Origin of the sequence: Mesorhizobium sp. NPDC059054, assembly GCF_042739215.1 — a bacterium.
Classification (GTDB): Bacteria; Pseudomonadota; Alphaproteobacteria; order Rhizobiales; family Rhizobiaceae; genus Mesorhizobium.
This window is the reverse complement of sequence record NZ_JBHYHV010000009.1, coordinates 11,640-24,614: the sequence shown is the minus strand read 5'-3', so window position 1 is coordinate 24,614 and position 12,975 is coordinate 11,640. Positions and strand designations below refer to the sequence as shown.

13 protein-coding genes and 1 tRNA gene are annotated in these 12,975 nt (G+C 60.5%); 9 read left to right on the top strand and 5 right to left on the bottom strand.

The annotated features are described in order from the left end of the window. Positions 1-83: 83 nt before the first annotated feature. From ACFWXH_RS29350 to ACFWXH_RS29335, 4 genes are all read left to right on the top strand, one after another. Entirely contained in the window at positions 84-1,136 is a 1,053-nt protein-coding gene (locus ACFWXH_RS29350) for a threonine aldolase family protein (protein ID WP_379125088.1), read from the top strand. A gap of 21 nt (positions 1,137-1,157) precedes the next feature. Then, positions 1,158-1,940, top strand: a complete 783-nt coding sequence (locus ACFWXH_RS29345) for a PhzF family phenazine biosynthesis protein (RefSeq protein ID WP_379124972.1) — start codon at positions 1,158-1,160, stop codon at positions 1,938-1,940. A gap of 65 nt (positions 1,941-2,005) precedes the next feature. Next, positions 2,006-2,641 carry a LysE family translocator gene (locus ACFWXH_RS29340; protein WP_379124970.1) on the top strand — a complete coding sequence of 212 codons (636 nt, stop codon included), beginning with the start codon at positions 2,006-2,008 and terminating at the stop codon, positions 2,639-2,641. A 229-nt stretch (positions 2,642-2,870) separates the two neighbouring features. After that, positions 2,871-4,076: an MFS transporter gene (locus tag ACFWXH_RS29335; RefSeq protein ID WP_379124969.1), complete on the top strand. Its 1,206-nt coding sequence runs from the start codon at positions 2,871-2,873 to the stop codon at positions 4,074-4,076. An 87-nt stretch (positions 4,077-4,163) separates the two neighbouring features. Here the strand turns inward: ACFWXH_RS29335 and ACFWXH_RS29330 are convergent, their stop codons facing one another. After that, positions 4,164-4,631 carry an Hsp20 family protein gene (locus tag ACFWXH_RS29330; RefSeq protein ID WP_379124968.1) on the bottom strand — a complete coding sequence of 156 codons (468 nt, stop codon included), beginning with the start codon at positions 4,629-4,631 and terminating at the stop codon, positions 4,164-4,166. A gap of 452 nt (positions 4,632-5,083) precedes the next feature. Between ACFWXH_RS29330 and ACFWXH_RS29325 the strand changes: the two genes are divergently transcribed. Next, entirely contained in the window at positions 5,084-6,052 is a 969-nt protein-coding gene (locus tag ACFWXH_RS29325) for an alpha/beta fold hydrolase (RefSeq protein ID WP_379124967.1), read from the top strand. Here the strand turns inward: ACFWXH_RS29325 and hisN are convergent. Together hisN and ACFWXH_RS29315 are read right to left on the bottom strand one after the other, a co-directional pair. Continuing rightward, on the bottom strand, positions 6,049-6,801 hold the full coding sequence (gene hisN, locus ACFWXH_RS29320; protein ID WP_379125087.1) for a histidinol-phosphatase: 753 nt from the start codon (positions 6,799-6,801) through the stop codon (positions 6,049-6,051). The two genes, ACFWXH_RS29325 and hisN, sit on opposite strands and share 4 nt — an antisense overlap. A 380-nt stretch (positions 6,802-7,181) precedes the next feature. After that, positions 7,182-8,075, bottom strand: coding sequence for an N-formylglutamate amidohydrolase (locus ACFWXH_RS29315; protein WP_379124966.1), 894 nt, complete (start codon positions 8,073-8,075; stop codon positions 7,182-7,184). A gap of 314 nt (positions 8,076-8,389) precedes the next feature. Between ACFWXH_RS29315 and cpdR the strand changes: the two genes are divergently transcribed. The 4 genes from cpdR to ACFWXH_RS29295 all read left to right on the top strand — a co-directional run bounded on the left by cpdR (position 8,390) and on the right by ACFWXH_RS29295 (position 10,352). Then, positions 8,390-8,752: a cell cycle two-component system response regulator CpdR gene (gene cpdR, locus ACFWXH_RS29310; protein ID WP_018429348.1), complete on the top strand. Its 363-nt coding sequence runs from the start codon at positions 8,390-8,392 to the stop codon at positions 8,750-8,752. A 259-nt stretch (positions 8,753-9,011) separates the two neighbouring features. Then, positions 9,012-9,086: transfer RNA gene (locus ACFWXH_RS29305), tRNA-Val, on the top strand. A 487-nt stretch (positions 9,087-9,573) separates the two neighbouring features. Beyond that, the gene (locus tag ACFWXH_RS29300; protein ID WP_379124965.1) at positions 9,574-9,792 is read left to right on the top strand and encodes a hypothetical protein; all 219 of its coding nucleotides are present in this window, start codon (positions 9,574-9,576) and stop codon (positions 9,790-9,792) included. A gap of 95 nt (positions 9,793-9,887) precedes the next feature. Next, on the top strand, positions 9,888-10,352 hold the full coding sequence (locus ACFWXH_RS29295) for a hypothetical protein (protein WP_379124964.1): 465 nt from the start codon (positions 9,888-9,890) through the stop codon (positions 10,350-10,352). Between the two features lie 141 nt (positions 10,353-10,493). Here ACFWXH_RS29295 and ACFWXH_RS29290 read toward each other — a convergent pair whose 3' ends face one another. Together ACFWXH_RS29290 and ACFWXH_RS29285 are read right to left on the bottom strand one after the other, a co-directional pair. After that, positions 10,494-11,276, bottom strand: coding sequence for a 2-keto-4-pentenoate hydratase (locus tag ACFWXH_RS29290; protein ID WP_379124963.1), 783 nt, complete (start codon positions 11,274-11,276; stop codon positions 10,494-10,496). A 32-nt stretch (positions 11,277-11,308) separates the two neighbouring features. Continuing rightward, positions 11,309-12,955 (bottom strand): ABC transporter substrate-binding protein, encoded by a 1,647-nt coding sequence (locus ACFWXH_RS29285; RefSeq protein WP_379124962.1) that lies wholly within the window; start codon positions 12,953-12,955, stop codon positions 11,309-11,311. Positions 12,956-12,975 lie beyond the last annotated feature (20 nt).

Below are 12,975 nucleotides of genomic sequence, written 5' to 3'. Positions count from 1 at the left end.
GACAGTGCTGGACCTTGCGGACGGACACCGAATACGGTCTGGTTCGCGCCTTTCCCGAATTGCGAGAGATGGGCACCGAAAGCATGTTTTTTGCCTCCGACAACTGGGCCGGCGCCCATCCCAAGGTTGCTGCCGCGCTCAACGCGCACAATGCCGGATTCGCCGCAGCCTATGGCGACAGTGATCTCGACAAGGCGGTCGCGCATCGTTTCAGCGAAATTTTCGAGCGCGAGGTCGCGATCTTCTTCGTAGCCACAGGCACCGCCGCCAACTCGCTTTCGCTCACCGCCTACAACAAACCCGGCGGCATCACCTTCTGCCATCGCGAATCGCACATCGTGGAGGACGAATGCGGCGCACCCGAATATTTTACCGGCGGCTCACGGCTACGGCCCGTCGATGGTGCGCTTGGCCGCATCGATCCTGATGCGCTGGAGCAGGCGATCGGACGTTTTGCCGGAGAATTCGTCCATGGTGGCCGACCGATGGCAATCTCCATCACCCAGTCGACCGAAACAGGCACGGTCTACGGGCTGGACGACATCGACGCCATTTCGAAGATTGCCAAGAAGTACGGACTGCCGCTGCACATGGACGGCGCCCGCTTCGCCAACGCGCTCGCCTCACTCGAGGCAACTCCCGCCGAAATGACCTGGAAGCGTGGCATCGACATCTTGTCCTTCGGCGGCACCAAGAACGGCTGCTGGTGCGCGGAAGCGATCGTGCTGTTCGATCTCGACCGCGCCAAGGAGCTTGCCTTCCTGCGCAAGCGCGCCGCACAGCTTTTTTCCAAGTCGCGCTTCATCGCCGCCCAGTTCGACGCCTATTTCAAGGATGGGCTATGGATCGAGACTGCCCATCACGCCAACGCCATGGCCGCTCGACTGGCGGCGACGATCGAGGATGACGAAAGCTCCAAGCTGGCCTGGCTGCCGCAGGCAAACGAGGTCTTTGCCATACTCGACCGGAAGAAGGCCGAACGGCTGCTGGCTTCGGGAGCCGCCTTCTACGATTGGCATATGCCGCATGGCTTCGATGGCCATCTCGGCGAAAACGAAGGCCTCTACCGGTTCGTGACCAGCTTCGCCACCACCGAAAGGGATGTCGACGGCTTCGCCGAGCGGCTCAAGGCCTGACGCGTTGCGAAAGTAAGTCCCATGGCGGTGATGTATCAGGTCGACGCTTTTTCGGACCGGATATTCGGTGGCAACCCTGCCGCCGTGCTCGTCCTCGACGACTGGCTGGCCGAAGAGGTCATGCAGTCGATCGCGGCCGAGAACAATCTGGCCGAAACTGCCTTTGCCCGACCGAACGGCAGAGGCTGGGACCTGCGCTGGTTCACGCCCGTCCATGAGGTCGACTTCTGTGGCCATGCCACTCTGGCGACAGCGCATGTGCTCGCGGCACATCATGACGTGGCTGGCGAAATAGCCTTTTCGACCCGTATCGGCGAACTGCGTGTCGCCCGCGTCGACGGCGGCTATCGCATGGATCTGCCAGGCTTTCCGCCTGAGCCTCTGCCAGAGCTGCCGGCGTCGATCGCCTCGCTTTTCGCCGACGTCGACCACAACGCCTTCCGAAATTTCGAGAACGTCTTCGTTGAATTGCCGGATGAAGCGGCTGTCCGCGCCTTCGTGCCGGATCTGGTGAAAATCGCGACATTGAAGTCGCAGGGGCTGGTAATCACCGGCAAAAGCGACACCTACGACTTCGTTTCACGCTACTTCGCGCCCGGTGCCGGCATCCCGGAAGATCCGGTGACCGGCTCAATTCACGCGACACTCGTCCCCTATTGGGCCGACAAGCTCGGCAAGATCCACTTATCGGCGTTCCAGGCCTCGGCACGCGGCGGCCACCTGCTGTGTGAACTCTCCGGCGATCGCGTACTGATCTCCGGCAAGGCGGTGACTTTCATGAAGGCGGAAATTCATCTGCCATGATGTGCTCGGGCGATATTTTTGTGTAGAAACATCACCGTCAGCCGACGACGCCAGAGAAAAAGATCATGCCTTCCACCGAGCTCCTCATCGCCTTTTTCATCACGACTTCGGTTTTTGCCTACATCCCTGGCCCAGCCATGCTTTACGCAACGGCGCAGACCATCGCGCGTGGCCGCTGGTCGGGCTTCATGGCAGCCGTCGGCATCCATCTCGGTTGCACCGTGCATGTGATCGCCGCCGCCGCGGGGCTTTCGGTGCTATTCCACGCGGTCCCTGTTCTCTATCTCGTGGTTAAGCTCGCGGGTGCCGCCTACCTAGTCTGGCTTGGTATCTCGATGTTTCGCGCCAAGTCCGACGGCGGCGAAATCAACCCGCACGCCATCGGTGCGAAATCCGGTCGCCGCGCCTTCATGGAAAGCATTACGGTCGAGGTGCTCAATCCGAAGACGGCGTTGTTCTTCCTGGCATTCCTGCCGCAGTTCATCGACGCCTCCGCTGCCCTCCCGGTCTGGGCGCAATTTCTCATTCTGGGTAGCCTCGCCAACCTGATCTTTTCCTCGGCAGACATCGTCTGCGTTCTCCTCGCGGGCGTTATCGTCACGCGCCTCAAGCGCTCAAGCGGCGCTCAGCGCCTGATGCGCCGCGCCGGCGGCGCGCTGTTGGTCGGGCTCGGCGCGCATCTGGCGCTGCAGAGGACTTGAGTTCTACTCCTGACTTCTCCCGGATAAGGTAGGGCGACGCCCCCTGCTGGCGCTGGCGTCACCAAATTCTGCATTCGCACTCTTGACCTCAAGTTAACTTCAACTTGTAGGAACGGGTAAAGTCGGTCCGAGGGTCGCTGCGCTGGGGCTTTCCGGAGGCTTGCAACGATGGGTGGAACCGCGCTGCCAAGGGGCCGCCCGGACCGGCCGACCTGAAGGAGACGATGGCATGACAAGCGCGGAAACAACGCTTCCCGCCACCACGGCGAGATTGGAAATCGGCCGCAAGGCGACCCTTCTGATGGTCGCGACGCTGACCATCATGGCCGGTACGACGATTTCGCCGTCGCTGCCAGCCATCGAAACAACCTTTGCCAATGTCGAGGGCGTCAAGTTGCTCAGCCGCATGGTGCTGACACTTCCAGCACTGTTCGTCGCTTTTTGTGCACCGCTGATCGGCGGCCTGGCAGACCGTTATGGGCGGCTACGCCTGCTGATCGGTTCGATCCTGCTCTACGGCTTCTCCGGCATCTCCGGCCTGTTCGTTGAAAGCCTGCCGGCGCTCCTCGTCAGTCGTGCCGCACTCGGTATCGCCATCGGCGGTGTCATGACGCTGACGACCGCGCTCGTCGGCGATTATTTCAGCGGCAGCGAGCGCGAACGCTATCTTGGACTGCAACAGGCCTTCACCGGCATCGGCGGCGTCGCTTTCGTTGCCGCCGGCGGCATTCTCGCCGACTATCACTGGCGCGCGCCCTTCGCGATCTATGCGGTGGCTTTCGCCATCATTCCCGCGGCCATCGCCTTTCTGACCGAGCCCGCGCGACCCGCTTCGAATGGCCAGGCGACAGTTTCCCTGTCCGAACACGCAGTTCGCTGGCTGCCGGTCGCCGCCCTCTGCACGCTCGCTTTTCTCGTCAATATGATCTTCTATTTCATCCCCTCACAGCTGCCGTTCTACCTGCGCGCGGTCGGCATCGGCGCCGCCAGCAGCGCCGGTTTCGCACTCGGCCTGCACAATCTGGTCATGGCTGGCTCTGCCCTCGCCTATGGACGCCTGCGCGCCAGGCTTTCTGTTCCGGTGATCTTCGTCATCGGGCTTTGCCTGATGACGCTGGGTTTCGTGCTGGTCGCCTTCGCAACCACCATGCCGTCGGTGCTGTTCGCCATGGCGATTGCCGGCGCAGGTCTCGGCCTCACCATCCCCAATCTGATGTCGGGCATCATTGCGTTGGCCAGCCCCACCACACGCGGACGACTGGCCGGCATGGTGACGGCCTCCATGTTCATCGGCCACTTCACCTCGCCTTTCACCAGCCAGCCCATGATCGAAGCCATTGGCTACCAGGAAACCTATCTCGCCACTGCATTGGGGCTCGCAGCACTTGCCATCGTCTGTGCAGTCATCGCCCTGAACGGAAAGGTCAGAGCTTGAGCAGCAAGCCGATCCAAGACAACAAAAAAGCGGCGCCTGACGGCGCCGCTTTCGTCTCGGGAGGAGACTTTTGCCGAGCCCGCCGCCTCAGTTGGCGGCCTTGGCCTCGATCTGCTTGGTCTTGGCCGGGGCGGCCGAGATAGCGATCTTGCGGGGCTTCAGCTCTTCGGGAATGTTGCGCTTCAGATCGATGTGAAGCAGGCCGTTCTTGAGCGCGGCGCCGACGACATCGACGTGGTCGGCAAGCTGGAAACGGCGCTCGAAAGCGCGGGCGGCGATGCCGCGATAAAGGACCTCGGAACCTTCGCCGTTGGTCTCGTCCTTGCGCTCACCCTTGATGGTCAGCACATTGCGATGAGCCTCGATCGAAATCTCGTCATCCGAGAAGCCGGCGACGGCCATGGAGATCCGATAGGAATCCTCGCCGGTACGCTCGATGTTGTAGGGCGGATAGCTCTGGCCGCCTTCAGGCTGGCCCAGCGAATCCAGCATCGTGAACAGACGGTCGAAACCGACGGTCGAGCGATAAAGGGGGGAAAAATCGACATGACGCATGGTGTGTTCTCCTGTTGAGCAACATGGTTTGCGTAATGGCTCAGGCGAAACCCTTGAGGCGCTTCCAATGAACCAGCGGCCCCGACCTCGGCGACCGCAACAGACATCTGGGGGTCCTGGAAAGGCGTTTCAAGGCGTTCGACCAGAGTTCCTGGCGCCGCTTTTAGATGAACGGCAGATGAACCGCCCCTTCTGCCGCCGTTCAGATCACGGGCGCTACCTTCGCTCCAACATCACAACCAGCGGCGAAAGTTGACGCCGCGACGAGGCCGAGCCGGGTGCAACGTCCCTTCCTCCCGGATCGACAGGAGCCGGAAGCGCTGCGTCACGCGCTTCCGGCTTCCAGCGTCTTGTTCCCTTCACGCTTTCCGGATTGGCTTTGCATTTTACCCAATTGCTTCTATCACCTGCTGGTTGGCCCGTCCGCGGGTGCGAACCATTCAAAGCGCCTGATGACGCATCCTTTCTACGAACTCGACGGCAATCCCGTCCCCGAAAACGCCGTCTCCGGCTTTCTCACCGCGCGTGACCACAAGCAGATCCGCTTCGCCAGATTTTCCGCTACCAGCAGGCCTCTGAAAGGCACGGTGGTGATCCTGCCCGGCCGCAACGAGTGCATCGAGAAATATTTCGAGACTGTCCGCGACCTGGCTGGACGCGGATTCGGCGTGGCCATGCTGGACTGGCGCGGCCAGGGTGCATCCGACCGGCTGCTCAAGAACCCGCAGCGCGGCTATGTCAAAAGCTTCCAGGACTACGCGAGGGATCTCGAACAGTTGTTCACTGAAGTGGTCCTACCTGATTGCCGCGGACCCTACTACATCCTCGCGCACTCCGCCGGCGCGCTGGTGGCGCTGCTCGCCAGCGCCAACATGGCAAACCGCGTGCAGCGCATGGTGCTGATCGCGCCCTTTCTCGACCTGCCCGACCAGCGCGTGTCGATGACGACGGTTCGCCGCCTCGGCAGCCTGTTGACCTATGTCGGCCTTGGCCGCCTCTATGCCGCCTGGGGACCGCGCAAGGCTCTGCCGACGCCCTTCGAGCGTAATCTGCTGACCAGCGACCCCGAACGCTACCGCCGCAACACCGAGCTTTACCAGACCCATCCGCGACTAGCGCTGGGTGGTCCCACCGTGCGTTGGCTGCGTGCCGCTGCCATCGCGACGGAAACCGTGCGCAACCCTGAATTCATGGCCTCAATGAAGATCCCGACGCTGATCATCGGCGCCGGCAACGATCGCGTCGTTTCAACCCGCGCGGTCGAGCATTTCGCTCGCCACATCCGGCTCGGCTCCTTCGTCATGATCGACGGCGCCAAGCACGAGATCCTGCAGGAGAAGGACTATTACCGCGAGCAGTTGCTGGCGGCTTTCGATGCCTTCATCCCCGGCAGCGATGAAAAAGCGACAGCTGACGCTTAATCCCGCAACGCCTCCATGGCCGCTTCATGCAGTTCGGGCGTCGCCGCCGCCAGGACATCGCCACCATTCTCGGCCGGACGCCCGTCGAACGTGGTGACGACACCGCCGGCCTTCTCGATGATCGGGATCAGCGCGACGATGTCGTAGGGCTTCAGGCCCGGATCGGCGACGATATCGACCGTGCCAGCCGCCACCATGGCGAAGGCGTAACAGTCAGTGCCATAGCGCGACAGCTGAACCTTGGTCTCGAACAGATCGAAACGGTTGCGCGCGTCCCCCTTGAACAACGCCGGCGTGGTGGTGAACAGCGTGGCGTCCTCCAGCTTCGTCGTCTTGCGCGCGGCAAGCTTGCGCGGACCGCCCGGCCCTTCATAGAAGGCGCCGTCGGCATTGGCATAGAACAGTTCGCCGGTGAATGGCTGCGACATCAGTCCGGCCACCGCATCTCCATCGACCGTGAGCCCCACCAGCGTACCCCAGACCGGAAGGCCGGAAATGAAAGCGCGTGTACCGTCGATCGGATCGATGACCCAGACGTGTCGGCTGCCCAGGTTTTCACTGCCATGTTCTTCGCCCAGGATGCCATGGTCGGGGAACTCCGCGCCGATCAGCGCACGGATCACCCGCTCGGCTTCGCGGTCTGCTTCTGTGACCGGATCAAAGCCGCCTGACAGCTTATTGGCCACGGCGCCCTGGCTGCGGAAGCGCGGCAATGTCTCGGCCGCGGCCGCGGCTGCGATCCGCCGCATGAAGTCGGGGGAAATGTTCAAGTGCTTCCTCCTGGAAACTGCCGGCCAGACTGCATGCCGCCACAGCTACTTAACAAAAGCGTTGCGGGAATGTCACGCGCGCTGCGTGGCAGGCCTTTCCTATTTCATTTTGAATTAATTATCAGGTTGACTTTTGTGCGATGCACAATAACCTCGAAGGTGGACAGGTTCTCCTGTCCATGCCCATCTTGGGCGTTTCCTCCCTAGACTTCGACCGCGTCGTGTCAACGATGCGGTCCTTTTTTATCGGGAGTGAGTGGCGAATAGTGAGATAGCGAGTAGTGGGTCATTCGAGGCTGGAAGCAGTCCGGATATCACGGTCCGCTCGGGCCATCATCATTATTCCCTACTCCCCCACTTCACTCAGCCGCTTCCGGCAGGTCGAGGAAGTGATGGTCCGGCATCGCCATCAGGTCTGCCGAGAAGCGGGCGAGATCCTCCGCCAGCGCGTCGAACCCCACGGACTTCTGGAAGGTGCGCTCATTCATGTAGAGGCCACGATTCACCTCGATCTGCAACGCGTGCAGGTTTCGCACCGGCCGGCCATAGTGCTCGGTGATGAACCCGCCAGCATAGGGTTTGTTATAGGCGACCGAATAACCCATGCTGTTCAGGAGCGCGATCGCCTCCTGCGTCAACACGGCCGAAGCGGAGGTGCCGAACCGGTCGCCGATGATGAAGTCCGGTCGCATGCCTTGATCACTGGTGCGCACGCTGGCTGGCATCGAATGGCAATCGATCAGCACTGCATAGCCGAAACGCGCATGCGTGCCGGCGATCAATCGCTTCAACGTCTCGTGATAGGGCTTGTAGACAGTCTCGATACGTTGGAAAGCTTCCGCGATTGGTAGCCGCGCGGCGTAGATGTCCAGTCCCTCGCCCACCAGTCGTGGTATAGTGCCGAGCCCGCCGGCCACGCGCGCCGAACGGATGTTGCAATAAGGCGGCACCGGCTCGATAAACATGCGCGGGTCGAGTTCCCACGGCTCCCGGTTCACATCGAGATAAGCGCGGGGAAAATTGGCGGCCAGCATTGGCGCGCCGAGCATGATCGCCGAACCGAACAACTCGTCCACATAACAGTCTTCGGAACGGCGGATGGTACTGCGGTCGAGCTTGGCCATCGCCAGGAACCGGTTGGGATAGTGGCGGCCGCTGTGCGGAGAATTGAAGACGAAGGGAACGCGCTGTTCTGCGCCCGAGCGGATTTCGAAGGGCGGGACGGCCGCAAAATCCTCAGCTGGCGACGTCAAATTTCAGGAACCCATCGGAATGCGTCTCTCATCGCTCCAACGTGCCACCGCGCTGGCCTCGTGTCCAGCGTTTCGGCGGCGTCCATCGACTTGACGCTGGAACGCCGCGCGTCCATTCGAACGCGCAACGGGCGTTCCAACGCTTTTGAACCTGCGCATCGCGCTTTCAGGTAGAAAGCTTTCGATCTTCGCGCTATGCGCAACGGGACAGAAGCCCATCATTCACTTGATGTTTACCGTCACGATTCCATATACGTGATGGTTAACGGGATTGTTCCTCCACAATCTCGGGGGATGATTCGGACGGAACGAGAATGGCACGCATACTGCTGGCGGAAGACGACGACGATATGCGCCGGTTTCTGGTAAAGGCGCTTGAGCGCGCCGGCTACCAGGTCAGCGATTTCGACAATGGCGCCAGCGCCTACGAGCGGCTGCGCGAGGAACCGTTCTCGCTGCTTTTGACCGATATCGTCATGCCCGAGATGGACGGCATCGAACTCGCCCGCCGCGCCACCGAGATCGACCCGGATCTCAAGGTGATGTTCATCACCGGCTTCGCCGCCGTCGCGCTGAACCCCGATTCGAAGGCGCCGCGCGACGCCAAAGTGCTGTCGAAGCCTTTCCATCTGCGTGACCTCGTCAACGAGGTCGAGAAGATGCTGCACGCCGCGTAAGCGGCCGTCACACCACAAGGCGAACCCAAACCGGCACAATCGCAGGCTACGCACGCACGCGTGTGTCTGCGATCGATTCACTCTCGATCCCGGTTGATCTTCACAAAGCCGCACCGTCGGCAGCGGAATGCGACGGGCCAAGGCAACCGCATATTCCGGATCGAGACGGCGCCATCGCGACATTTTGGATGTCGGCTTTCTTTCGGTGTTCTCGCTATTGACGCGCCGAAACAAAAGTGGTGTATGCGCGGCGTCGGATGGGCGTGTAGCTCAGCGGGAGAGCACTACGTTGACATCGTAGGGGTCACAGGTTCAATCCCTGTCACGCCCACCATCCGAACCCAAATTTCCCAATAACTTACGAGCTACTTCCTGCCACCAGGTACAACCTTCAACTCGGGTTTTGCCAACAACTTGCCAGCAGAAAGCGAACGCTTCGTTGTTGTGGGTATCGGTGGCGCTTCACTCGGCTATGTGTTCCAGCAACCGATTGACTGGCTGCTGAAGCTGCTCGGCAGATTTAGCTGACGCCCCTTATCTCGCCACATAGTGCCATTACGCGCACGCCGCGCCTGTCCGTTGGCTGGCGCGTCTCAGGTAACGCCCGCTCAGCTTCGGCTGGGCGGGCCTTTTTGTCGTTTAGAAGCCGCTAACCAAGTTCATCGCTGCGCTGTCGATCTACGGCATTTGCCGTATGTCGCGACCCGCCAACGCATGCCATCGATTTCAGCGATGTCGCGCTGGAGGCGTGGGGCGCGACGTGACGCCAAACTTTTCTTCGCCAGGAACGGCCCCAAAGCCCACTGAAAGGGAGAATACCCATGAAGACCATTATGGCAGCGGCCATCGCGTCGCTCGTGCTGTCGAGTGCTTCGTTCGCAGCAGCACCCGTTGTGCAACACGAAACACCAAAAGCAACCGCGCAACACAAAGGCACCATTCTGCTCGCCGCCGGCGGCCTAAAGACGAGCGGGAAAGCTTCGACCACATCGAAAGGCATGGGCCTCAGTAAAGGTAGGTCGGCCTGCGCGTGCGGCTGACCTGTGTCGTGATGGAGCCCGCTCAGCTCCGGCTGGGCGGGCTTTTTTGTTTGTCGACGGTGACGTACGATCCTCGACAAATTGGGGCGCATGAGATGGATAAGACTGAGATTGTTTCTTCTCGCTCAAAAACAATCCTTTTTCTCGTCGTTGGCCTCTTTGTGCTTCTCTCTGGACTGGTCGGCCGGAAAGAACTCGGTGACTGGGCCTTCTGGTCCATAGAAGTGTTCGCCGGAGCATGTGCTCTCGTGCTTTTCTGGTTGGTGATCCGACCCCACCGCCTGCTACTCAATGAGGACGGGTTTACGCTATCAGGTGGACTTCATTGGCAACCAATGAAGGTGTTATGGCGCGACGTTGAAGAGTTTGTGACGAAAAGAGGTCCCAATCTTACGACCTGGATAGGCATCAGATTTAGACGCGACGCAAGACGATTTAGGCTCGCTGGTTGGCTCAGGAGGGACGACGTCCTTCCAGGTGTTTGGGAACTGTGCGATCCGGAAATGGTCGATTATCTCAACGAATGGCGGTTGAGGGCGATAGCCAAACGATCCGAATAGTTTGACGCTGGCTTCGGTCGCGGCGGCCACTGATACCAGAAAATAACCCCGCGCGCTTGAGTTGAGCTCGCGTCGCGGCGTCCTGTCAAATGGCTGCGGTTAAAGATACGCGTGGCGACACTGTACGGCTAGGCACAGCAATCACTGGAAAGAAATCTCCAGTCCGCCGCAAGGCCCAAAATCGGCTTCGAAGCGGTCGCCTGTCACAACGGGCAATGCTGCGGCGAAAGCACCTGACATGATCAGGTCGCCAGCGCGCAAACGCTCTCCCCGTTCCAGCAGTGTGTTTGCCAACCAGGCCACACAGGAAGCCGGGTGTCCCATACCCATCGCCGCCACGCCGCTGACTTCGACAACGCCATTGCGCGCCAAGGTGGCTCCCATCCAGCGCGTATCCACATCCTGAGGACGCAGCCGGTGGCTGGAGAGGACGACGCCGGCGAAGGCCGAATTATCCGCCACGGTATCGGCCACGATACGTGGCGCCGCCATACGGAAATCAACCAGCTCCAGCGCCGGCATCACATGGTCGGTGACAGCCAGCGCTTCCCCGGCCGTGCGTAGTGGTGCCTCCACGTCACAGGCCATGACGAAGGCGAGTTCCACCTCGATTTGCGGGCTGATGTAAGGCGCCGCTTGGAGCGTAACGGTGTTGGAGAACACGGCATCGGCCAGTATGCGGCCGCAGATCGGTTCCGTGAGGCCGCACGCGATTTGTGTTGTTCGCCAGGTGAGACCGATCTTATAGCCGGCGAATGCAAGACCCTGCTGCTCGCGCATCGAGTTCAGTCGTTCCTGAATGCGATAAGCGTCGGCGAGTGCAAGGCCAGGATAGCCGCCACTGAGCGGCGGCATGGCGGCTGCATTCCTTTCCGCATCCGAAATGGCGCGCGCGGCCTTTTCGATTTCGGCATCGCCCAACATTGTCGCCTCGCTACTGGAACATCCGGCCGAGCTCACGCATCCAGCCACACTTTTTCAAAATTCAGTTCGTTCAACGGGTGCGCACGATGGTTCTTCAGCGCTGCGGCGAAGTGTACAAATATCTTGCGCCAATAAGGTTGGATGATCACCCCGGAATCCTGAAGGATTCTCTCGACGTCGCCCATGACAGCCTGGCGCTTCTTCACATCTGCGATCGAGAGCGCCTCACTGAGCTTTGCGTCGAATTCCTTGTTGGAAAACGCCGTTTCATTCCAGGCCTCTCCCGACCTGTAAGCGAGGGCAAGAACCTGTACGCCGAGCGGACGCATGGTCCATCCGGTCAGCGAAAACGGGAATTTCGTCCAGTCGTTCCAGAAGGTCGAACCTGGCAGCACGGTGCGCTTGATCTTGAAACCGGCTTCTCTGAACTGAGCGGCGATCGCGTCCGCGGTGTTCTTGTGCCAGTCCTCATCGTCGCTGATCAGTTCGTGTTCGAACCCGATCTTGCCGGTTTCCTCCATGAGCGCTTTGGCCTTTGCTATGTCCCTCGTCATTTTGGGCAGCTCAAAATATTCGGGATGGATCGGGCATACGTGATGGTTCTCGGCTACGCTGCCGAGACCACCGTAGCCGATCTGGAGGACGGCCTCGTTGTCGACCGCAAGCTGCATGGCTTTGCGAACGCGCTGATCATCATAGGGGGCTTTGGTCACGTTGAAGCGGGCAACAAGGGTTCCTGCCGTCAACACCTCGCTACGCGAAAGACCCAATGCGTCGAAAACCGCGACCTGATCGCCGGTGGTTTCGAAATTGGCATGGACCTCGCCGGACTCGAAAGCACTTGCCAAAGCGTTCGGATCGCTGCCGTAGTCGATGAATTCCACGCCATCCAGATATGTTTCGCCACCCCACCAACCGCTTTGGCGGCGCTTGTATACCGCTCGAACCGAGGTCTCGAAGGAGACAAGTTCAAACGGACCGGTGCCGATCGGGTGCTTGACCAGGTCGCCGCCGGTCTCCTCGAAGCTGCGGTGTACCAGCAATGCCGGAAAGTCCGCGAAGCTGGCGATGATGGAGATATCCGAATTCGCCAAGGTCAGCTTGATGGTGTGATCGTCGACCTTGGTTAGGGCGCCCTTGCGGGCCTTGCCGGTCGTGGGATCAACGAGCGCCGCCATGCGACCGGCCATGGAGTTGCCTTCCGCCCCCTTGTCGCACCAGCGGTTGAGGTTGAAGAGCGCGTCCGTGGCGTCGAAATCATCGCCATTGTTCCATTTTACGCCCTTGCGCAGATGCAGGACATATTCAGTGGCGTCGTCGTTGACATCCCAACTCTCGAGTAGAACGGGCTCGAAGGTGAAATCAGCAGTATATTTGACGAAAGGTTCGAGCATCTGTCTCCCGAGATTGCCCATCTCTCCCCAGTCGAACGTGCGCGGATCCTTAAGAGGCTTGACCAACATACCGACCTTCAGCACGCCACCCTTCTTGGGGCTTTGCGCCTGCGCAGGTATCGGGGCCGACAGGCCGAGCAATCCGTAGGCCGCTGCAGCCGAAAGCCCCATGGTGCTGGCAATGGTCAGGAACTCGCGCCTGTCCATTGTGTTGGCGGCCACCATCCCGGCCATCTGCGTGACGACGGCAGGTACCGGCTTTTCGTTGCGACGAGGAAGGGTCATTGCACATTCCTTTTGAGATG